Origin of the sequence: Streptosporangium sp. NPDC002544 (genome assembly GCF_040295965.1) — a bacterium.
GTDB lineage: Bacteria > Actinomycetota > Actinomycetes > Streptosporangiales > Streptosporangiaceae > Streptosporangium.
This window is the reverse complement of record NZ_JBEOWJ010000024.1, coordinates 45,920-66,320: the sequence shown is the minus strand read 5'-3', so window position 1 is coordinate 66,320 and position 20,401 is coordinate 45,920. Positions and strand designations below refer to the sequence as shown.

General features: G+C 70.3%; 19 protein-coding genes. 3 read left to right on the top strand and 16 right to left on the bottom strand.

Features of this window, described 5'->3' with window-relative positions; translation table 11 throughout:
- From atpE to ABT061_RS31165, 9 genes are all read right to left on the bottom strand, one after another.
- Positions 1 to 222, bottom strand: a complete 222-nt coding sequence (gene atpE / locus ABT061_RS31205; protein WP_343975656.1) for an ATP synthase F0 subunit C — start codon at positions 220 to 222, stop codon at positions 1 to 3.
- Between the two features lie 65 nt (positions 223 to 287).
- Positions 288 to 1,076 carry a F0F1 ATP synthase subunit A gene (gene atpB / locus ABT061_RS31200; RefSeq protein ID WP_350924687.1) on the bottom strand — a complete coding sequence of 263 codons (789 nt, stop codon included), beginning with the start codon at positions 1,074 to 1,076 and terminating at the stop codon, positions 288 to 290.
- Positions 1,077 to 1,143: 67 nt separating this feature from the next.
- Positions 1,144 to 1,359: an AtpZ/AtpI family protein gene (locus tag ABT061_RS31195; RefSeq protein ID WP_343975662.1), complete on the bottom strand. Its 216-nt coding sequence runs from the start codon at positions 1,357 to 1,359 to the stop codon at positions 1,144 to 1,146.
- Between the two features lie 71 nt (positions 1,360 to 1,430).
- Positions 1,431 to 1,856 carry a Cg1360 family ATP-synthase-associated protein gene (locus ABT061_RS31190; RefSeq protein ID WP_350924685.1) on the bottom strand — a complete coding sequence of 142 codons (426 nt, stop codon included), beginning with the start codon at positions 1,854 to 1,856 and terminating at the stop codon, positions 1,431 to 1,433.
- A gap of 152 nt (positions 1,857 to 2,008) precedes the next feature.
- On the bottom strand, positions 2,009 to 3,391 hold the full coding sequence (locus ABT061_RS31185) for a glycosyltransferase family 4 protein (RefSeq protein WP_350924682.1): 1,383 nt from the start codon (positions 3,389 to 3,391) through the stop codon (positions 2,009 to 2,011).
- A gap of 57 nt (positions 3,392 to 3,448) precedes the next feature.
- Complete coding sequence (gene glyA, locus ABT061_RS31180; RefSeq protein WP_350924680.1) at positions 3,449 to 4,714, bottom strand: serine hydroxymethyltransferase; 1,266 nt, start codon at positions 4,712 to 4,714, stop codon at positions 3,449 to 3,451.
- Between the two features lie 220 nt (positions 4,715 to 4,934).
- Entirely contained in the window at positions 4,935 to 5,315 is a 381-nt protein-coding gene (locus ABT061_RS31175) for a hypothetical protein (protein WP_350924678.1), read from the bottom strand.
- 113 nt (positions 5,316 to 5,428) lie between these two features.
- The gene (locus tag ABT061_RS31170) at positions 5,429 to 7,654 is read right to left on the bottom strand and encodes a hypothetical protein (protein WP_350924676.1); all 2,226 of its coding nucleotides are present in this window, start codon (positions 7,652 to 7,654) and stop codon (positions 5,429 to 5,431) included.
- A gap of 128 nt (positions 7,655 to 7,782) precedes the next feature.
- Positions 7,783 to 8,667 carry a glycosyltransferase family 2 protein gene (locus tag ABT061_RS31165; protein WP_350924674.1) on the bottom strand — a complete coding sequence of 295 codons (885 nt, stop codon included), beginning with the start codon at positions 8,665 to 8,667 and terminating at the stop codon, positions 7,783 to 7,785.
- A 93-nt stretch (positions 8,668 to 8,760) separates the two neighbouring features.
- On the opposite strand from ABT061_RS31165, the gene ABT061_RS31160 reads away from it, so the two are divergent.
- Both ABT061_RS31160 and ABT061_RS31155 read left to right on the top strand, forming a co-directional pair.
- Positions 8,761 to 9,483 (top strand): polysaccharide deacetylase family protein, encoded by a 723-nt coding sequence (locus ABT061_RS31160; RefSeq protein WP_350924672.1) that lies wholly within the window; start codon positions 8,761 to 8,763, stop codon positions 9,481 to 9,483.
- A gap of 10 nt (positions 9,484 to 9,493) precedes the next feature.
- Positions 9,494 to 10,057 (top strand): arsenate reductase/protein-tyrosine-phosphatase family protein, encoded by a 564-nt coding sequence (locus tag ABT061_RS31155; RefSeq protein ID WP_350924670.1) that lies wholly within the window; start codon positions 9,494 to 9,496, stop codon positions 10,055 to 10,057.
- Here the strand turns inward: ABT061_RS31155 and ABT061_RS31150 are convergent.
- Genes ABT061_RS31150 through ABT061_RS31130 form a run of 5 tightly spaced genes read right to left on the bottom strand, consistent with a single transcriptional unit; the run spans position 10,020 to position 16,222 of the window.
- Positions 10,020 to 11,486: a tyrosine-protein kinase domain-containing protein gene (locus ABT061_RS31150; RefSeq protein WP_350924667.1), complete on the bottom strand. Its 1,467-nt coding sequence runs from the start codon at positions 11,484 to 11,486 to the stop codon at positions 10,020 to 10,022. The genes ABT061_RS31155 and ABT061_RS31150 overlap by 38 nt on opposite strands.
- Positions 11,483 to 12,739 carry an MATE family efflux transporter gene (locus ABT061_RS31145; RefSeq protein ID WP_350924665.1) on the bottom strand — a complete coding sequence of 419 codons (1,257 nt, stop codon included), beginning with the start codon at positions 12,737 to 12,739 and terminating at the stop codon, positions 11,483 to 11,485. The genes ABT061_RS31150 and ABT061_RS31145 overlap by 4 nt, the downstream gene beginning before the upstream one ends.
- Positions 12,736 to 14,022: an O-antigen polymerase gene (locus ABT061_RS31140; protein WP_350924663.1), complete on the bottom strand. Its 1,287-nt coding sequence runs from the start codon at positions 14,020 to 14,022 to the stop codon at positions 12,736 to 12,738. The genes ABT061_RS31145 and ABT061_RS31140 overlap by 4 nt, the downstream gene beginning before the upstream one ends.
- Complete coding sequence (locus tag ABT061_RS31135) at positions 14,019 to 15,041, bottom strand: glycosyltransferase family 4 protein (RefSeq protein ID WP_350924661.1); 1,023 nt, start codon at positions 15,039 to 15,041, stop codon at positions 14,019 to 14,021. The genes ABT061_RS31140 and ABT061_RS31135 overlap by 4 nt, the downstream gene beginning before the upstream one ends.
- A gap of 35 nt (positions 15,042 to 15,076) precedes the next feature.
- A complete protein-coding gene (locus ABT061_RS31130; RefSeq protein WP_350924658.1) occupies positions 15,077 to 16,222 on the bottom strand; it encodes a glycosyltransferase in 1,146 nt (381 codons plus the stop codon).
- Between the two features lie 72 nt (positions 16,223 to 16,294).
- On the opposite strand from ABT061_RS31130, the gene ABT061_RS31125 reads away from it, so the two are divergent.
- Positions 16,295 to 17,305, top strand: a complete 1,011-nt coding sequence (locus ABT061_RS31125) for an LCP family protein (protein ID WP_350924656.1) — start codon at positions 16,295 to 16,297, stop codon at positions 17,303 to 17,305.
- A gap of 13 nt (positions 17,306 to 17,318) precedes the next feature.
- Here the strand turns inward: ABT061_RS31125 and ABT061_RS31120 are convergent, their stop codons facing one another.
- Both ABT061_RS31120 and ABT061_RS31115 read right to left on the bottom strand, forming a co-directional pair.
- Positions 17,319 to 18,764 carry a sugar transferase gene (locus tag ABT061_RS31120; RefSeq protein WP_350924654.1) on the bottom strand — a complete coding sequence of 482 codons (1,446 nt, stop codon included), beginning with the start codon at positions 18,762 to 18,764 and terminating at the stop codon, positions 17,319 to 17,321.
- 112 nt (positions 18,765 to 18,876) lie between these two features.
- On the bottom strand, positions 18,877 to 20,295 hold the full coding sequence (locus tag ABT061_RS31115; RefSeq protein ID WP_350924652.1) for a hypothetical protein: 1,419 nt from the start codon (positions 20,293 to 20,295) through the stop codon (positions 18,877 to 18,879).
- Positions 20,296 to 20,401 lie beyond the last annotated feature (106 nt).

Below are 20,401 nucleotides of genomic sequence, written 5' to 3'. Positions count from 1 at the left end.
TCAGTAGATGAACGGCGCGACAAGGCCGATCAGGGCCAGCGCCTCGACGAGCACGAAGCCCAGCAGCATGTTCTGGCGGATCAGACCGTAGGTCTCGGGCTGGCGGGCGATGGCCTGCAGACCGTTACCGAAGATGAGACCGACACCGATGCCGGGGCCAAGCGTGGCGAGCCCGTAACCGATGGAGCCGATGTTGCCGGTGACCTCAGCGAGGATGCTCATTGCTGTTTCCTTTACAAGATGGCCGGTGAACGGGTCTCACCGGTCTGAACTGGAGGAGAAGGGTCTTAGTGCTCGGCGTGCAGCGAGCCGCCGATGTACATCGCGGCGAGCAGCGCGAACAGGAAGGCCTGCAGGAACTGGATGAACATCTCGAACGCGGTCATCGCGATCGTCATGATGACGGCGACGACACCGACCGGGGCGCCGAGCGGCGTGAGCTGCTCGAAGAGGAACCAGAAACCAACGGCGCTGAAGAAGGCCAGGATGATGTGGCCCGCGAACATGTTGGCGAAGAGTCGCACCGCGTGGGTGAACGGCGCCACGATCATGTTGGAGAGGAACTCGATCGGCGCGAGCAGCACGTAGATCGGCTTGGGCAGGCCGGGGGGGAACATCATGTTCTTGAAGTAGCCGAGCCCTCCCTGGTGCTTCATGCCCAGGTAGATCTTCAGCACGTAGACGCTTACCGCCAGCACGATCGGGAAGGCGATGTGCGAGGCGATCGGGAACTGCAGGAAGGGGACGACCCCCATCAGGTTCCAGATCCAGACCAGGAAGAACAGGCTCAGCAGCAGGCCCATCCAGCGGTCGGCGTCCTTGCCCAGAAAGGGACGAGCTACCTGATCGCGGACGAACATGTAACCGTACTCACCGATGTTCTGGATGCCCCGGGGCACCAGCTTCGGGTTGGCGAAGGCCGACCAGCAGAAGGCTATGACCACGAGCGAGCTCAGCAGGGCGAGCAGCACCGGCTTGGTGAACCAGGTGACGCCGGGAATGATCGGGGGGAGATCGAACAGCTCAAGCCCCGGGGCCTTGAACTCGTCGGCGGCGAGGACCGTCAGCGCCTTCACGCGGCGTTCCCTTCAACGTGGTAGTGGATCAAGACTGCTTCCTCAGCGAAGCGACCGCCGCGCGAGGTCAGCGACCGTATTTCCGGTAGACCAGGTAGATGGCGAGAACGACACCGACGATCACTCCGATCGGTGTGAACACGGCCACGCCAGTCCAACGGCTCAGCAACCAACCGCCGCCGCCGTACAGGATGATCCCGGAGAGAATGTAGCTGGGAACCGACCAGGCAGCGTTGGCGAAGTCGCGGCCATCGCTCTCGGGCCTGCGTTCTTGTTCGCTCATTGCGGGCATGACAATAGCAGCCGGGGAGATGACTAGTCATATCGGGTCCCGCCGCCCGGTCATGATACGCCTCATCGGGGGCCACCCTGTCCAGGGACAGCGGCACCCGGGTCGACGTAGAGCATCTTCGTCTTCACGAAGCCCCGCATCTCGCCGGCCGTCCAGACGACGGTGCAGATGATCGCCGACCAGCCGAAGGCACGCGGCTCGAACGCCGTGGCGCTCTCGAACACCTTGAGGAGCGCCATGATGATCAGGACCTTCACCGCGTAGGTGGCGACCGCGGTGACCATCATCACAACGGGAGAGACCCGGCTCGCGGAGGAGACCGCGACCAGGCTGACCGTGAAGAAGACCGCCACCACCAGGAGGCCGATCGCGGCCCCCAGTGCCCCCTTGGCACCGGAGAGCAGAGCCGCCGTGAGGATGACGACCGCACCCGCGGCGGCGGTGGGTATCACGGCCCCTTTGAGGACGCGCACGTCATTGGCCTGCATCGGCACTCCCAGTGACTGTTATCAAGCGAGCGATTGCTACCTCGAAGATCCAGCTGAACCATGGATCCGTTAGTGAAAGCTATCACAAGCTCATGGAAGAGCGCCTTTACCTGCCGTTTCAAGTGAACGATCAAGCAGCTGAGATGGACCGCTCAACGCCGCGTCTCAGGGTTTGAGAAACCTTGCCGGGGAGCGGTGAGTGACAGGCCGGGCAGCGCCGAGAGCGTGGCGGTGCCGTCGCCGTCGTCGCCGCTGACGGCCGGACGGGGCCCCGGCGTCTCCGAGGGGTAGGGGTGGGGCCGGACCCGGGCCTGCGGCTCGCCCGGTCGCACCTGCCGCCCCGGCCCCTCGGTGGGACCGCTGAATCCCGTGGGAGCCGCGGGCCCGGCGGGCCCGGCGGTGCCGGTCGGGCCCTGCCCTCCGGACCCGCCGACGTCGCGGCGGGCCCGCCAGCGGGGCAGCGCCATCATCACCAGCACGCCGATGGCGAGCAGCACGGTCAGCGGGAACAGGATGAGCGGGACACCCTCGATGGACAGTGCCACGACCGCGAAGGCGAACAGGAAGGTCCAGGCGTACATGATCATGACGCTGCGGCGGTGTGAGTGCCCGATGTCCAGCAGGCGGTGGTGGAGATGCCCTCGGTCGGGCGCGAACGGCGACAGGCCGTTGGACGTGCGCCGGACCACCGCCATGATCAGATCGAGCAGCGGAAGCACCAGGATCGCGACCGGCACGAGCAGGGGGAGGATGACGGGGAAGCGGTTGATGCTGCTGGAGTCGAGCGGCGTCACCAGGATCATCGTGGAGGCGAGGACCAAGCCGATCAGCATCGCCCCGGTGTCCCCCATGAAGATCTTCGCCGGGTGGAAGTTGTGCGGCAGGAAGCCCAGGCAGATCCCGATGAGCACCGAGGCGATGACCGCCGTCACGTTGATGCTGGTGTTGCCGTAGTCCTTCGACAGGGCCACCGAGTACGTCCATGTGGCCATCGCGGCGATGCCCACGATCCCGGCGGCCAGACCGTCGAGCCCGTCGACGAAGTTGACGGCGTTGATCATGACGACCACGATCAGGATCGTGATCAGCGGGCTCAGCGTGGAGTCGAGAATGGTCTGCCCGCCCAGCGCCGTGGGCAGCGGGAGCCACGGCAGGCTGACGCCGAAGGCGACGAGCACGCCCGCCGCGCCGATCTGCCCGGCGAGCTTGACGAGGGCGTCCATCCCCAGCCAGTCGTCCAGAAAGCCGGTCAGCGTGATCAGCCCTCCCGCGGCGATCAGCGCGATCACCGTCTTGCCCTGGCCCTCGGCCGCCAGCTTGCCCCCGGCATAGGGCAACTCGCCGGCGATCAGCAGACCGGCGACGAGACCGCCGTACATCGCCAGGCCACCGAGTCTGGGCGTCGGCGTGGTGTGCACGTCACGGTCGCGGACCTCGGGCATGGCACCGATACGGACGGCGAAAACGCGGACCAGTGGGACCAGCAGGTATGTCACCGCGGCCGCGACGAGCGCCATGAGTAGGTATTCGCGCACGGAACCAGTTTCGCGGATAGTCCGGCCACCTGTGACCGGAAAACGCCACAGAACAGCTCATAGTTCGCTGGGATATATCTGATGGAGGCTCGTCAGCGCCGCGACGCGCTCCCGTATTTCACCCACTGCGTCGGGGTTGCGGATGGCCTGTGCCACCATCGAGGCCACCGCCTTCATCTCCTCGGCCCCCATTCCCTGGGTCGTGACGCAGGGGGTGCCCACCCGGATCCCGGACGTCACCGTGGCCGGCTCCGGATCGTAGGGGATCGCGTTGCGGTTCAGCGTGATCCCGGCCGCGCCACACCGCTGCTCGGCCACCGCGCCGGAGACCCCGACGTCCCGCAGGTCGATCAGCGCCAGATGGCTGTCGGTGCCGCCGGAGACGGGCCGCATCCCCTCGGCGGCCAGGGCGTCGGCCAGTACCCGGGCGTTGGCCACCACCTGCCGCGCGTACCGCGCGAACTCGGGGCGCAGCGCCTCGCCGAACGCCACGGCCTTGGCCGCCACCGCGTGCATGAGCGGGCCGCCCTGCACGAAGGGGAAGACCGCGCGGTCGACCCTGGGGGCCAGCTCCCGGGTGCACATGATCCCGCCCCCTCTCGGGCCGCGCAGCGCCTTGTGCGTGGTGAAGGTCACCACGTCCGCGTACGGCACGGCGGACGGCAGGGCGTTCCCAGCCATCAGCCCGATGGTGTGCGCGACGTCGGCGAGCAGCCAGGCGCCCACCTCATCGGCGACCCCCCGGAAGGCCGCGAAGTCGATCTTTCGGGAATAGGCGGTGGCACCACATATGATCATTTTGGGCTGATGCTGCAACGCCAGGTCCCTGACCTCGTCATAGTCGATCAGTTCGGTGTCCCTGCGCACGCCGTACGCCACGACGTCGAACCAGCGGCCGGAGAAGTTGACCTTGGAACCGTGCGTGAGGTGGCCGCCGTGCGACAGCGCCATCGCCAGCACCGTGTCGCCCGGCTGGAGCAGTGCCGCGTAGGCCGCCAGATTCGCCGAGGCGCCGGAGTGAGGCTGCACGTTGACGTGATCGGCGCCGAACAGCCGCTTGGCCCGGTCGATCGCGAGCTGCTCGGCCCGGTCGACGACCTCGCATCCGGCGTAGTAGCGCCTGCCGGGGTAGCCCTCCGCGTACTTGTTGGTGAGCGTCGAGCCGAGCGCGGCGAGCACGGCGGGCGAGGCGAAATTCTCACTCGCGATCAGCTGGACGCCGCTGCGGAGCCTGTCGAGCTCGTCGAGGAGCACACGGGCGATCTCCGGATCCTCGCGCTGCAGTAGGCCGAAATCTGGCCCGTAGTACGGCTCTGCGCCCATGGCTCACATCCCGAAGATGACAACTCACCCCCACTGTAAGCCCGGCTACCCCGGTTATCCCAGGTCAGAGAGGTGTCGCCACGGGAAGGCGTGTCTCCGTGCGGAAACGCACACCCCGGGAAGGCCCCTGGGGTCGTCCCCCCGGGAGGCTTCGAAAACCGCCCGGCCCACGGGCCTCGCGCCAAAGGACCCGACCGGCGACGCCGAGCCGGGAAGGACGTCAGGAGAAGGCGTGCGGGGCCCCGGCTCCCACCGGCACCCATCTCGGCGTGTCGGCCGCCTGGTCGCTGATCGAGGTCAGGATCGCCTGCCGGTAGAGGCCGAGACGGGTGCGCCACTCCGTCATGTCCTCGACGTAGCGGCCGGAGACCGGGGCGTCCCAGACATCCCTGCTCCTGGCGAGCTGGTAGGCCTTGTCCAGACTGGCGGTCAGCGTGTCGAGTGCGGGAAGCACCTGCCGCCACATCATGACCAGCCGCTGGTATTCGGGGTTGAACTCCCACGCCGTGGCGGCGTCCGAGGACGGCAGACCGCCGCCGCCCGAGGCCGGCGGGGTCTCCCCCGGCTGCAGCGGCTGCGGTGCGGGTGGATCCACGAACATCACAGGCTCCTCACCCTCGCTGACACAGTCCCTGCCCCCCGCTCACTGCCCGACGCCGTAACGGTGCTGACCGGCTCGGGAGTCGGGCTCGCCGATATGATCCCCGCCCCCGCTCACTGCCCGCCTCCCGGAGGCGGGATCGGCCGCAGCGGATTCCCCGGCTCCACGTCGCCCGCCGGTCCGTCGGGCCCGATGTCCATGGGCACCCAGGCCCCCTCGCCCCAGGTCTCCCCTTCCGGCACCCGCACGCCGGGCATCTCCAGCGGCTCGATCTCCCGGGCGTTGTCGGCGAGCGTCCTGAGGGCGTCCAGATCGAGAGGGCTCGCCTCCGCGGTGACGACGTCGCCGCCGCCGGCCCACCGGGCGACCGAACCGTCCGGTGCGGCGGCCACCCCCCCGGGAGCCGTCCACGCCGACTGCCCCGAGCCCCCTGCGGCATCCTCCGCCCCTCGTGCCTCGCTGAAGACCGCGTCGCCGATGGACGGCGTGCCGGCGTCTCCCCGCGGCACCACGGCGGGCTGCGAGGCCGCCTCACCGGAGGCCGTACCCGCCGTCTGGACGGCGGGTACGGCGGAGGTCGTGGCCTGCGGCTGAACAGCCGCCTCACCGGAGGTCGTACCGGCGGGTTCGGGGGTGGCGTCGCCCCCCGTGCCCGGCGGCTGGACGGTCTGGTCGGTGGTGGGTCCCGCGGTGTCGAGGAGCGGATAGTCGGGCTTGGCCGAATCGAGCGGGCCGTGCGGCTCGACCCAGCCCGGCTGCCCCGCCGTGGCGGAGACGTTGTCGACCGTAGGCATCTCCAGCGGCGGAATGTCCTCGATGTTCTTCAGCAACTCGTCGACCTCGGCCGCCGTGGGCGAGTCGAGCGGGATCTGGAGCACCTTCACACCGTCGACCTCCACGACCTTCGCCCGTTGATCGCCGCTCTGGTCGATGTCGTCGGGATGGTCCTTCCGGTAACTGTCGAGGATGTCGTTGCCGGACGTGCCGCCCTCCTGCCTGGGCGAGCGCTCGTCGCCCTTGGAGCCGGAGTCGCCCTTGGCGTCGGGATCGTCAACCGGCGCGCCACCCACGGAGCCGTCCCCCCGCGGTGTCGTCTCGTCACCTTTGGAACCGGAGTCACCCTTGGCGTCGGAATCGTTCACCGGCGCGCCACCCACGGAGCCGTCCCCCCGCGGCGTCGTCTCGTCACCCTTGGAACCGGAGTCACCCTTGGCGTCGGAATCCTCCCCGCCGGGCATCGTGTCGTTCACATTGACGATCTCCGGCTGCGTGTCATCGGCTCTGGGCATCTCCGGCACGGGGGTGGCATCCGGGCCGGGGACCTCGGGTGTCTGGCGTGGCACGTCGCCAACCGGCCGTCCCCCGTCCTGAGGCCCCTCACCGGGCCCGGGAACCGCGGGTTTCAAATCCTCGACCCTCGGCGTCTCCGGCCGCGAATCCTCGGCCCTGGGCGCCTCCGGCGTGGGCGTGGCATCCGGCTTCGGGGTCTCGCGCGGCGTGTCCTCGGCCCTGGGCGCCTCTGGAGTGGGATCCGGTTTCGGAGCCTCGCGCGGCGTGTCCTCGGCCCTGGGCGCCTCTGGAGTGGGATCCGGTTTCGGAGCCTCGCGCGGCGTGTCCTCGGCCCTGGGCGCCTCCGGCGTGGGCGTGGCATCCGGCTTCGGGGTCTCGCGCGGTGCGGTGTCAACCGGCTTGACGTTCTCCTTGGGGGAGTCCCCCTCGCGCGGAGAGGTCTCGTCACCCTTCGAACCCGTGTCCGGCTTCCGGTCGTCGGCCCCGGACGCCTCCGGCTTCGGCGTCTCCTTCGAACCGTCCCTCGGGGAGGTCTCGTCACCCTTCGAGCCCGCCTCCGGCTTGCCCTCGTCACCCTTCGAGCCCGTCTCGGGCTTGGTCTCGTCGCCCTTCGGAGGCTCCGGCTTGGGGGAGTCCTTCGGATCGTCACGCTGGGTGCTCCCGGCCGACTGGTCACCGACGCGGGGCTTGTCGTCCGCTCCGACCGCCGGTTCGAGGCCGTCGGCCTTCGGGGTCTCGGGCTTCGCGTCGTCGCCCGCCGTGCCACTGTCAGGCTTCGTGTCCCCGGTCTTGGGCTCGGCGGGAGGTGCCGTCGCGTTCTGGTTGATCCTCTTCTCCAGCAACGCCACGCGAGCGGAGACGTCACGGACCATCACGTCGCACGCGTCGGCGATCTGGACGGGTCTGTGGGTCGACTGCGAGGACAGGCCGGCCCCGCTCATCAGCTGGGTGACCTTGCCCTCGACGTTCCGCATCTGATCGGCCGCCCGCCGCACCTCGGACAACAGGTCGCGGACCAGCTTGGGGTCCATTCCTTCGAACTTGCCCATGGACGTCTCCCGGAAGTGTCGGCCCACTTCAAGGTACCGGGGAGAGCGCCCCGCGTCACGGTGATAATCAGATGGCATGGATCATGGACATGGGCCGCGCGATGCCGGGCGCGGGAACCCTCAGGAGATCACGTCCTGGAGTGGACGTGGCGCCGGACGGGAAGCAGGATTCCCGTGATGCCCTCCAACCGTCCGATCAGGCGCTGCAGGTGCCAGCCCGCGTCCGCCCAACGTGCGCGGGCGGCGCTCAGCAGCGCGCCGCCGAGCGGTCTGGCCAGCACCCTGAGCCGGGCCCCCCAGCCGTGGTGCCTGCGGTACACCCTGCCCGTCCCCCGCGCGACGTGGCGTGCCCTGCGGCGGAACTCTCTGGTACCGGCCGCGGGAACGAAGGGGTTGTCCTCGTAGACGATGACGCGTGGGTGGTAGGCGATCGACCAGCCGTCCCGCAGCCCGCGCAGGAGCAGATCGGTGCCCTCTCCCGACTGCCAGGGCGTCGGGCAGCCCGCTCCGAGCCCCTCGTCGAAGGAGCCCACCGCCCCCATGAAGGCCGCCGTGTAGAAACAGGTCGCCTCGATGGCCTGGGACCACACGGTGGCGCCGTCGAGGACGGCCGGCTCGGCGCCGAAGGCCAGCTGGGTCGGCTGCCCCGCCGCGTCGAGCAGCATGCCGGAGACGACCCCGTGCCCGCCGATCGCCTCGCACACCCTGGCCAGGGTATCGGGGGCGTACCAGGTGTCGTCGTCGGGGAAGCCCACGATGTCGTAGTCCCCGAGCGCCGCCACCCCGGCGTTGCGCCCCGCGGACAGCCCTCGCGGCGTGCTCACCCGCCGGACCGGCAGCCGTTCCCGCCAGCGCTCGACGACCTCCGCGGTCCCCGTTCCGCCGCTCTGGTCGACGACGATCATCTCGGTGGCCGGGAGGCTCTGCTCAAGCACCGAGCGGAGCAGGCGGTCGAGGGTCTCGGGCCGACCGATCGTCGTGACGACCAGAGCGACCCGTGGAGTGGAATTCACGCCGATATGGTAGGCCAGCGCAAAGAGATGCGATTGGAGCCTCCCGGGATGATTCACGTGAACAAATCGCCGATGGTGTGGGTTTATCATTCCGTGGCCGAATTCAGTCGGGATCCGCTCCGGATCACGGTCTCTCCGGCCAGCTTCCAGCGCCACATGCGCTGGCTGCGCGACCGCGGGCTGCGCGGGGTCACGATGCGTGAGCTGCGCGCCGCCGAGGCCAGGGGCCAGGCCGCCGGGCTGGTCGGGCTCACCTTCGACGACGGCTACGCCGACTTCGCCACGACCGTCGTGCCCACCCTGGCGGAGCACGGCTTCACCGCCACGGTGTTCGTCGTCGCGGGCCACGTGGGCGGCGACAGTTCCTGGGACCCCGGAGTCCCCCGGGACGTGATGACCCGAGAGCAGCTTCGCGAGGTGGCCGCCGCGGGCATGGAGATCGGCTCGCACTCGCTGACCCATCCCCGGCTGCCGACCGTGGACGGCGACCGGCGGCTGGCCGAGGAACTCGTGACGAGCAGGACGATGCTGGAGGACCTGACCGGTGAGGAGGTCGGCGGCTTCTGCTACCCGTACGGGCAGCACGGCGCCCGCGAGGTGGAGGCGGTCGCGGAGGCGGGGTTCGGCTACGCCTGCGCCCTCTGGCACACCGAGCACGCGGGCCTGTTCGCGATGCCGCGCATCGAGCCCTTCGACGAGACGAGATCCGCGGGGTTGCACGGCCGGGTGCTGGCGCATCGGATGAACAAGACCTACCCCAACATTCGAGGCATTCTCAAGGATCGCTTCGGTATCGATCTCCAGGCTCACCGCTAAAATAGACGAGGTGAGAGAGGACTTCCGGATTCTGATCGTCTGTACGGCGAACATCGTCCGCTCTCCGATGGCCGAGGCGATAGCCAAGGCGATGCTCCGGTTCTCCTCCTGCCCGATCCTCGTGTCGAGCGCGGGCACCCACGCCAGAGCGGGGCACCCCATGGCTCCGCACGCGCTCGACACGCTGAGAAACCTCGGGCTGGACGGCTCCGAGCACCTCTCGCGACCGCTGGACGGCGCCCTGGTCGGCGACGCGGATCTCATCCTCACCATGGAGACGGGGCAACGCGGCACGGCGGTGACGATGGATCCGACCGCGATCCACCGGACCTTCACCCTCCGCGAGTTCGCCCATCTGTCGGCGGGCCGGAAAGTCCGCCACCGCTCCGACACCGTCGGGCGTGCGCACGCCGTGGTCAGGACCGCCGCCAGGCGCCGGGGTGCCCCTGGCCGGCATCCATCGATCGAAATCGCCGATCCGTACGGTGGGCCGCCGAGGGAGTACGAGGAGTGCTCCCGGGTGATCGGCGACTCGCTCAGCCGCGCCCTGGGGGAACTGCTCGGTCCCCGCTGAGCGGCGAGTCTCCCCTCCTCGGCCGCCGCACCACGGCAGGCGGCTCCCGGTCCTGGAAGGTGTCCCCCAGCTGGGGCTTGGCGGTGTCGCGCGTGTACGGACCGTACCGGTCGGACCTGGTGACCGTCCCGCAGTTGAAGACCAGTCCCACGACGCGGCCCCTGGCCCCCTCCAGCACCGTCAGTGCCTCACGCAGATCGTCGCGCCTGGTCTTCTTGGCCCGCGTCACCAGGATGGTCCCGTCCGCCTCCGGCGCGAGCACCGCCGCGTCGGTGACGGGCAGCAGCGGCGGGGCGTCCAGGATGACGTAGTCGAAGCCCTGGGCGAGCCGCCGCAGCAGGTCCCGCATGCGCTGGGTGCCCAGCAGCTCGCTGGGGTTGGGCGGCAGCGGGCCGCTGGTGAGCACGGTGATCCGGTGCGCTCCCGCCGTCGACTGGGCGACATCGGCCAGCTCGGCCCTCCCGGTCAGGACGCTGGTCAGACCCGCCTCGCCGACGAGCCCGAGCATGTCGGCGAGCCTCGGCCTGCGCAGGTCGACCTCGACCAGGGCCACCTGGGCACCCTCGGCTGCCAGGGCCGCCGCCAGGTTGACCGCGGTCGTCGACTTCCCGTCGCCGGGGAGCGGGCTGGTGACCAGGAAAACCTTGGCGGGCTGGTCGACGCCGACGAAGCGCAGGGTGGTGCGCAGCTTGCGGTACGCCTCGGCGCGTGAGCTGAAACGATCGCCGACGAGCGGGGCGACCTGGGTGTCGGGATCCTTGGGGACCATGGCCAGCAGGGGCTGGTCGCTCAGCCTCGCGAGATCGGCCTCGCTGTGGATCCGGGTGTCGAGCGCCTCGCGCAGGGCGCCCGCGCCGACGCCCCCGACGAGTCCCAGCGCGAATCCCAGCACTATGTTCAGGACGACCCTGGGGCTGCTCGGCCGCTCCGGCACCGCCGCGTCCCTGACCACCTTGACGCGGATCGCCGAGCCCTGGTCCGGATCGGGTGTCTCCAGGTCCGCGACCACCGCGACGAGCCGGGCGGTCACCGCGTTGGCGATCCTCGCCACGGCCTCGGCGTCGCCGTACCTGGCGGTGATGTTGAGCAGGACGGTGTCGACCGGGACGTCCACCTCCAGCCTCTGCGCCAGTTCCTCGGGCTTCAGTGACAGCCCGAGGGTCCTGACCACCGACCTGGTCACCACCGGGGTGGTGACCAGCGCGGCGTAGGAGCGCACCCTCTCCTGGGTGAACAGGGTGCCCTGGTACCTCTGGTCGATGCTGGACTGGCCGCCCTGCGCGATGGAGACGAACAGCGTCGTCGTGGTCCTGTACTCCTTCGGCTGCAGCAGGCCGATCCCGAGCCCGGTCCCCGTGCCGAGGACGGCGAGCAGGATGACGAGCAGCAGGTTCCTGCGGGCTCCGGCGATCAGCTCTCTGGCGTTCACGGGTGCTCTCTCGACTGTTGGGGGGTCACGTGCGACGTTCGGAAAGGCGCGGTGGTGAGGACCGCCGCGAGAAGGGCCATGGCGACCAGGAACCCGGTGGCCTCGATCAGCGAGCTCGCCGTGGCCGCGCCGGCGGCGCCGGCCAGTGCCGCCCCCGCGCTGACCGCGAGCACGCGTCCCGCCGCCACGGAAACCCTCAGGACGAACAGCGTCCGGACCCGTTCCATGGCGCGCAGCACACCATAGGGTCCGAGACCGATCCCCTCGATCACGAGCAGGGCGGTGAAGGCGGGGACGAGCGGCCCCACGTCCGCCCAGGACTCGCCGAGCAGGGCATGGCCGACGGAGTCCGGCAGGAAGGCGGCGACGGTACCGGCCGCGGCGCCCACGACCCCGCACAGCAGCCCGACCACGGCCGCCGAGCGGAGCATCCGGCCGGGGCCCGCGGTCCTGAGCCGGGAAAGCTCGCTGACGGCCGCGACCCGACCGGCCGCCATCACCACGTTCGCCGGGCCGAACAGCGTCAGCGCGGCCCGCCAGGCCCCCACCGCCGCCGGCCCCGCGATGTGCCCGAGAACGATCAGTACGGCATAGCCCGCCAGGGAGAGCGCCCCGGTCTCCACGAAGTAGGGCCGGACCAGCGTGCCGTACTCCCTCAACCAGCGGCGCGGCGCTCCGAGCCGGGGCAGCGTCCTGGCCTGGGCGGCCGCCAGACACGCGGCGACCAGACCGCCGAACCCCCAACCGGCGACCAGCCAGCCCAGGCTCGCCTCCACCTGGAGCGCGGCGAACGCCGCCGAGACCTGCGCCACCCCACCCACCACGTCGACCAGCACCGCGCGGCGCTGCCAGCCGACCGCGATGAACGCCAGCCTGAGCGCGTCCCAGACCAGCAGTACCGGCAATAGCAGGGCGAGCGCCACGGCGGAGCGCCAGTGCGAGCCGACCAGGAAGGGGGACAGGGCCAGCAGCAGCACCCCGGCGAGGGCACCGAACACGGCCGCGGAACCGGAGCTGTCCGCCAGCGCCCGGCGCACCGCGGCGTCTCCCTCGGGCCGCCTGACCAGGAGCGGCTCGCTGACCGCCGCCCGCGACAGCTCCACGACCACCACGTAGAAGCCGTAGAGGAGTGCGAACTCTCCCAGGGTGACGACCGAGACGTTGCCGGCCACCAGGATCATGAGAGCGAAGTTGCTTCCGCTGCAGATCACGTGGTCGGCGAGGGTCCACAGCCCCCGGCGCGCCGCGGTCACCTCTCCTCCCCGGGGTCCCGGCGGCGGTGCAGCAACATGGCCAGCACGACGGCGCCGAGCAGCGTGGGAAAGGCCCGGCCCTCACCCCAGTAGAAATATCTGGCCAGGTCGACCAGGCCCACGTACAGCAGCGGGTAGAGGATCAGGCCCCGGATCTCCCCCGAGCGCATCCAGCGGTAGCAGAGGCCGATCGCCAGCCCCGTCCCGGCCCAGAAGAGCATGCCGCCCGCCAGCCCGTAGTCGGCGAGGGGGGCGAGCATGCCGCCCGTGTTGTTGTACTCGGGGTTGCCGAACTGCCACAGCAGGCCGGGCCAGACCCGGGCGGGGTGGAAACCCAGCACGGACTCCGGGGTCAGCAGCGCCGACAGGCCGGGGAAGTTCCACAGGAACCCCACCGTGTAGTACGGCCAGACGAGGCCGGGGCCGATGCGGTCGACCACGATGGCGGAGTTGTTGTACGCCGTGGCGTAGTAGCCGGTCAGCCTGCGCAGCACGAACTCGGAGTAGTCGATCTGGACGATCGCGGAGTAGTGGGACCAGCTGCGCACGTACTCGAAGGTGCCGAAGAGCGTCACCAGGGCGAACGGGGCGAGCAGCGGCAGCCCTGCCCACAGCCAGCGGTGGTGGCGCCGCCCGTCGCCGGGCCGCAGCGTCGAGATCAGCGCGAGGACCGGGAGCGCGATCTCCATCAGGGCGAGCCGCTCGGAGTTGAGCACCACCCGCGCCAGCGTCAACCCGGTGAGCATCACGAACATCGCGGTGTGCGAGCCACCGCCGAGCCTCCGCTCAAGCAGCAGGCAGACCATGGCCAGCGGTCCCAGCTGGGTCAGCGTGGTCACCCCGCCGATGGTGGTGAGTTCGTCCTTGACCGCGTCCGCGGAGCCCGGGCTCAGCGAGAAGACCTTCACGAGGTCGGCGAGGCTGAGCCCGCTCGAGACCGCCGAGGCCAGCCAGGCCGCGTATCCCACCACGGTGAGCGCGGCGGCCACCTGGCCGGCCAGGAGCAGGACCCGGCGCTGGCGCGCGTTGACCGGTATGTCGGTGGCCCGGACCGGCCTGGACAGCGACGGCAGCATGCAGCCCACGACGAAGACGCCGATGAACACCACGACGGTGAGCACCTTGCCGTCGTCGAAGATCTTCGGCGTCCGCCACCACTCCCGGAAGCTGTCGTCCCCGATCAGCCAGACGGCCAGCAGCCCGGGGATGGTGGCGAGCATCGCCGTCCAGGCCGGGTGGAGCCACCAGGCGCCCTCGCGCAGCGGCAACCGCGAGGTGCTCACGCCCGGGTACCTCCGCTCTCGACCAGGGCCGTGAACACCTCGGCGTGGCGCCGCGCGGACTCCTCCCAGGAGAACAGAGCGGCCCGGACGATCCCCCGGGCCCGCAAATCCGCCGCGGCGCGGTCGTCGGACAGGACGGTCTCCAGACCCGCCGCGATGCCGCGCGCGTCAAGATCGGATACGAGTACGGCGGCGTCACCCGCGACCTCGGGCAGCGCCGCCCGGTCGGAGGTCACCACCGGGGTGCCGCAGGCCATGGCCTCCAGCACCGGCATCCCGAAACCCTCGTGACCTGAGGGGAAGGCGAACACCGTGGCCGCCCTCATCAGGGGCGCCACCAACTCGTGCGGTACCTGGCCGAGGTAGCGGGCGTGCGGTGCCCCGGCCAGTGCCCGCTCGACCTGGCCCGACCCGAGGAACCCGCCTCCGGCGACCACCAGGGGGACGCCCAGGCGCGCGGTCGCCTCGACCAGGGCCGTGACGTTCTTGCGGGGGTCCAGGTTCCCCAGGTACAGCACGAACCCGCCGGGCAGCCGCAGGGGTTCGAGGAGGGCGTCGTCGCCGGCCTCCCGGGGGTGGAAACGACCGGCGTCCAGCCCGTGCGGGATCACGTGGACGCGGGCCGCGGGGACGCGGAAGACCCTACCGATCTCGCCGGCCGAATGGCGCGAGACGGTGATGACCGCGCCGGCGACCTGGGTGAGCCTGCCGACCCTGGCCATCCAGGTGCGCTTCCAGAGCGCGCGGGCCAGCCCGGGGACGGGAGCGTCCTCGACGCCGTGCACCGTGGCCGCGATCGGTACCCGGGAGCCGATCAGCGCCCCGGTGTCGGCCGGGAAGTGCAGCAGGTCGGCCCCTCCCGGGCGGGCCGGCCACAGCAGGCCGTCGGCGGCGGCGTAGGCGAGTTGCCTGACCGCTCCTCCGAGCCCGTCGCCCGGCGGGACGAGGGCCTCGCACTCGATCCCGAAAGGTGCCAGCGCGGTGTAGAGGGTCCGCGTGTAGGAGGTGTTTCCTCCCACGTTCCGGCGTAGCACCTTACCGCTCACCCCGACCCTCACGCCGCCCCCGTGACGAGCGTGTAGGCGTGGGCGAGCCGGTCCGCCTGGAGCCCGGAGGTGTGCTGCCCCGCCAGCGCGCCGGCGAGCCTCCGTACCGCCTCCTCGCGCCGCGGGCGGTCCCCGAGGTCGGCCACCGCCCGCGCGCACCCGGCCGGTGTCGTCACCAGGTCGGGTACGCCCAGGCTGCGCAGCGCCGGGATGTCCCTCGCCACCACGGGCAGGCCGGCTCCGACCGCCTCCAGCACGGAGATCGGGGCGCCCTCCCAGCTCGCCGTGTGGACGTAGACGTCCGCGGTGCCGAGCAGGGCCAGCGCCTCCTCACGGGCGAGCCAGCCCGTCACGACGACCCCGGCGTCCTGAAGGACACGGCGCAGGGCGGGGTCTCCGTCGCCGATCCAGACCCACCTGACGGACTCGTCGCTCGCGCGGGCGGCGGCGGCGAAGAAGGCGGGGTCCTTCTGCGCGCAGACGCGGCCGACCGAGACCGCGACAAGGCCCGGCCGCTCCCCGGGCTCCCGCGGTTCCACCGCCGCCGGGGTCTCGGGGACGACGTTGGGGACGTAGACCACGCGCTGGCCGCCACGGAGCCGGGCCGCGAGCTCGGCCTCCCTCGGACTCACCGCCGCCACGACGCCGGTACGCGAGGCGAGCAGCGTCTCGGCCAGGCGGAAGCCGTACCGGACGGGAAGCGCGACATCGGTCCGCTCGAAGGCGTAGCAGTGCGGGCTGTAGACGATCCGCCCCGTGGGAACCGGCGGGCAGGAGCGGACGTAGAAGCCCGCGTAGGAGGAGTGGGCGTGCACGATGTCGGGACGGATCTCCCGGTAGGCGGCGGCCACGTCGCGGATCCTCGCCAGGTGCCCGTCGGAGAAGACCCTGACCCCCTTGAGCAGGCGATCCTCGCCCAGCAGGGGGTCGGCCGCGTCGTGCGCCATCAGCAGCCAGTGCTCGTGGTCCGGTGTGGCCTCGACGTAGGCGTGGACGGCGCTGGCCACCCCGCTGCCCCAGCACTCGGTCACATGGAGCACCCGCACCGCCTGCCCGGGGCGGGTGCCGCCGGGCGCGGGCCGCTTCACGGCGTCAAGCCCCACCAAGACCTCCGTGACGCGAGTGATGAACGAGTTGACCGTGCTAACTGCCACCAGCGCGACATAAGGTATCGCAGGTTGCATGGCACTTCTTTTGGTATGTCTGACTCGATAGGGGCACCCCCGATGCATCGCGCCCTCCGCCTCCTGCTGATCACCGGAACCGCCGGAATCCTGATGGGTGCCTGCACTGCTGGAACGCTCTATGTCTTCCAGAGCAGCCTCGACAGCGACATCGTGCGGATTCCCGACGCCATCCCCACCGCTGAGGCCGATCGGCCCCCCGCCGAGCTGGGGGTGGGTGAGAACTGGCTGCTCGTCGGGACCGACACGCGTTCGGAGAGGACGACCACCGGCAAGGACGCGAGGACCCGGCTGTGGCGGCCCGGCGAGCAGCGCACCGACACGATCATGCTGATCCACCTCGCCGACGCCGGGAACCGGATCAGCGTGATCTCGATCCCGCGGGACTCGTGGGTCTCCATTCCCGGGAAGGGCAGAGCCAAGATCAATGCCGCCTTCTCCTGGGGCGGCCCCGCCCTGCTGATCAAGACGGTCGAGAAGCTCACCGGTGTCCGCGTCGACCACTACGCCGCGATCGACTTCCAGGGGTTCTCCGCGGCCACCGACGCGATCGGCGGGGTCGACGTCGAGGTGACGGAGACCGTCCGGGACCCGCTCAGCGGCGTCACCTGGAAGGCCGGCCGCCAGCACCTCGACGGCGAGAAGGCCCTGCAGTTCGTCCGCCAGCGCGTCAACCTCCCCGGCGGGGACCTCGACCGGATCAAGCGTCAGCAGGCGCTGCTGCACTCCATCGCCGGCAAGGTGCTCAGCGCCGAGACCCTCACCAACCCCGTGAAGGTCAACAACCTGCTGCGCGCCCTGACCAAGGCGATCAGCGTCGACTCGGGGGTCACCCCGGCGATCATCAGGTCGCGGCTGTTCGATCTGGCCGGCGCCGACGGGTTCCAGTACACCACCATGCCGGTGCGGGGCAGCGGCATGGAGGGCTCGCAGAGCGTCGTGTACCTGGACACACGGAAGGTGCGGGCCCTCAGCCAGGCGATCCAGGACGACCGCGTCGACGACTACATCCGGGAGAGCGACAGTGCCAACGCCGTCGACGAGATCCGTTGAGTGCCCGTTGGTGTCAGTAGGCTCCCCGGGCACGCGCGACGGCCCCCCAGGTCTTCCAGAGCAGCTGCAGGTCCAGGATCAGTGACCAGTTCTCGACGTAGCGGAGATCCATCCGCATCCGCTCCTCCCAGGAGAGGTCCGAGCGTCCGCTGACCTGCCACAGGCCGGTCATCCCCGGCCGGACCACCAGCCTGCGGTGGATGTCCGCGCCGTACAGGGCGAACTCCGCGGGCACCAGCGGGCGCGGCCCGACCAGCGACATCTCCCCGCGGACCACGTTGACGAGCTGCGGGAGCTCGTCGAGGGAGTACCGGCGCAGGAACGTTCCCACCCGGGTGACGCGCGGGTCGCCCCGCATCTTGAGCAGCGCCGCCTCGACATCGAGGCCGCCCAGCCGGTCGGCGCCGTTCACCATCGTCCGGAACTTGAGGATCTGGAACTCGCGCCCGCCCTTCCCCACCCGGGTCTGCCTGAACAGCGCCGGCCCGTCGCTCGTGGCCCGGACCGCGACGAAGATCGCCAACATCGGGATCGCGAGAACGGCCAGCACCCCGGCGGCCACCACCCTGTCGAACACGTTCTTCACGATCTGGTTGATCCCTCCGAAAGAGGGGTGGTCCACGTGGAGCAGTGTCATGCCGGCGACCGGGCGGACGCTGACCCGCGGTCCGGCGACGTCCATCAGGGACGGGGCGACGAACAGATCGGTGTCGGTGACCTCCAGGCTCCAGGCCAGCCTGCGCAGAGCCACGCCGTCCAGCTCAGGACAGGCCAGGACCGCCACCGCGTCCGCCGACGTCCTGGCCACCACCTCGGCCACGTTGGTGAAGTCGCCGAGGATCGGAACCCCGTCGACGTCGGGGACGCATCCGAGCTCCGCCCCCTCGGGCAGGCAGGCGGCGACCACGCTCATGCCGTACCCAGGCTGGTGACGCAGCTGCATCACCAGGTCCATCACCGCCACCCGGTGCCCGACGGCGACGACCCGCGCGACCGCCTCCCGGGGATCCGTCCGGTGCCGGTGCCGGCGCAGGGCGCGGCGGAAGGCGAGGGTGAGCAGGATCGCCATGGGCAGCATGGCGATGACGATGCTCCTGGCGATCATGAGCTTGGTGACGTAGGCACCGATCGCGACGACCGCGGCCAGCCCCAGGCCACCGTTGAACACCAGGCGGACCTCCTCCAGGCCACCCGCCTGGACTCGCCCTCGGTACGCCCCCACGAACGACATCGCCACCGGCCAGGCGATCACCAGCCCCGCCGAGAACACCATCTCGAACCAGGGGACGTAGCCGCCCCACCACCATCTGGCTCCCAGCACCACGGCATAGGCCACCAGGGCACAGCAGAGGTCACCCGCGACGAGCACGCGTGTGATCGATCGCTTCCGCCCGTTCCCCGGAACGGGCGGAGCAGCCGGAGGGTGCTCCGCTCTGCGCTCGGTCGACGTCGCACTCATACGCTCTCACCTTCTTGCTGGACAAGCACAAGAAGGACGTGCGATCCGCATCATGCGTTTACCTGTCCACCAAAAACAACAAAAATCACATCAAGCTTGGTTTTCTGGCCTGTCACCTGGGAATAGGCGGCCGCTCCGGATCCCCCTCCCGTCCCCAGAGGAGGGCCACGGCCAGCAGCGCCTGCGGGATGGCCGGAAGGGCGTAGCGTCGATCGAACACCGAGGTCGCCGCGGGTATCAGCAACAGCGCCACCGCGAAGGCCCAGGGGAGGGCGATCTCGGGCCGCCTCCACCTGACCGCTCCGGCCGCGCCCGCCACCAGCAGCACGCCGAGGAGCAGGCCCGTCGCGTATCCCTCCACCTTCAAAAGACCCGCCGCCCTGGGCGCGGGCGGCTCCACCGCGTCGTGGCCCAGGGCCGTGGCGACCAGGAGATCCCCTCCCTCGTACGCGCGAACGTCCCGCACCGGATCGGCTCCCGGCACGTAGGTCGCGTTGACCCCGGAGTCGTACCCCAGTTCCTCGGCCGTCGGCGGCATCGGTATCCAGGGCTCGGCGAAGAAGGCGCCGGTGTCCCTGGCGACCGTCGCGGCGAAGTCGAGGGGCTGCTCACGGATCGCCCGCCAGGAGAAGCTCGACGCCAGATTGTTGACGTCCTCGCTGAAGACGTCGACGCCCATGCTCTGCAGGGGGGTGCCCGGATACCAGATGTAGGTGTCCGACTTCGGGCGGGTTCCCGGCGGCGCCTGCGTGCAGAGCCCCCGCTCGGGAATCGGAGGGGCCATCCTCTCGCAGTCCGCGAAGTCCATGACCCTCCCGTAGAGGAAGATCCCGTTGCTCCGGGTGAACGCGACGCTGCCGTGCCACGCCCGGAACCACAGTCCGTAGCCGGCCAGCGGCAGGACGGCCGCGACCGTGAAGGCGATGACCGGGCGCGGGCCGACGCGCCGGACGACCAGGTATCCCACCACCAGCAGGATCAGCGGCAACCCTGCCGCGCGGGCCAGCGTGGCGAGGGCGAGGAGCACCCCCGAGAGCGCGACGGCCCAGGCCGGGGGCGAGCGCCACCAGAGCACCACCACCACGGCCCCGATGGTCAGCGGAACGAAAAGCGCCTCGCTCATGATGGCGCTCTCCATCTTGAGCTGCCACGCGCCGAACATCACGGGAAGGACGACGAGCGTCGCCCCCCAGCCAGGGAGCGAGGTTCGCCGCCGCAGCAGCGCGTAGAGGCCGGTGACCGAGACGAGGGCCAGCAGGTGCTGGACCGTGACCACCAGCGTGAAGCTGTGAAACGGCTTGAGCAGCCAGAGGAACAGCGGGTAACCGCTGGGCCGCACCACATGCGGCTGGGGCCGCAGGGCCAGCGCGATATAGGCGTAACTGTCGTTCTTGGCCAGCACCGGAAGCTGGGTCACCGTGATGCCCGCGCGGACCACCGTCCCGGCCACCAGGGCACCGGCGAAGAACGCGTTCCGCCTGATCAGACGGACCACGGCCGCCTGCGACGGACCGCTCGGTCGGATAACCATTCCGCTGTCGTCCTCTCACCGCGCCGAACACCCGGTAGATGACGGATGACAGGGCCATCAGGGTCACATACGGACCAGAATTCCTATCAGCAACAGGTGATTATTT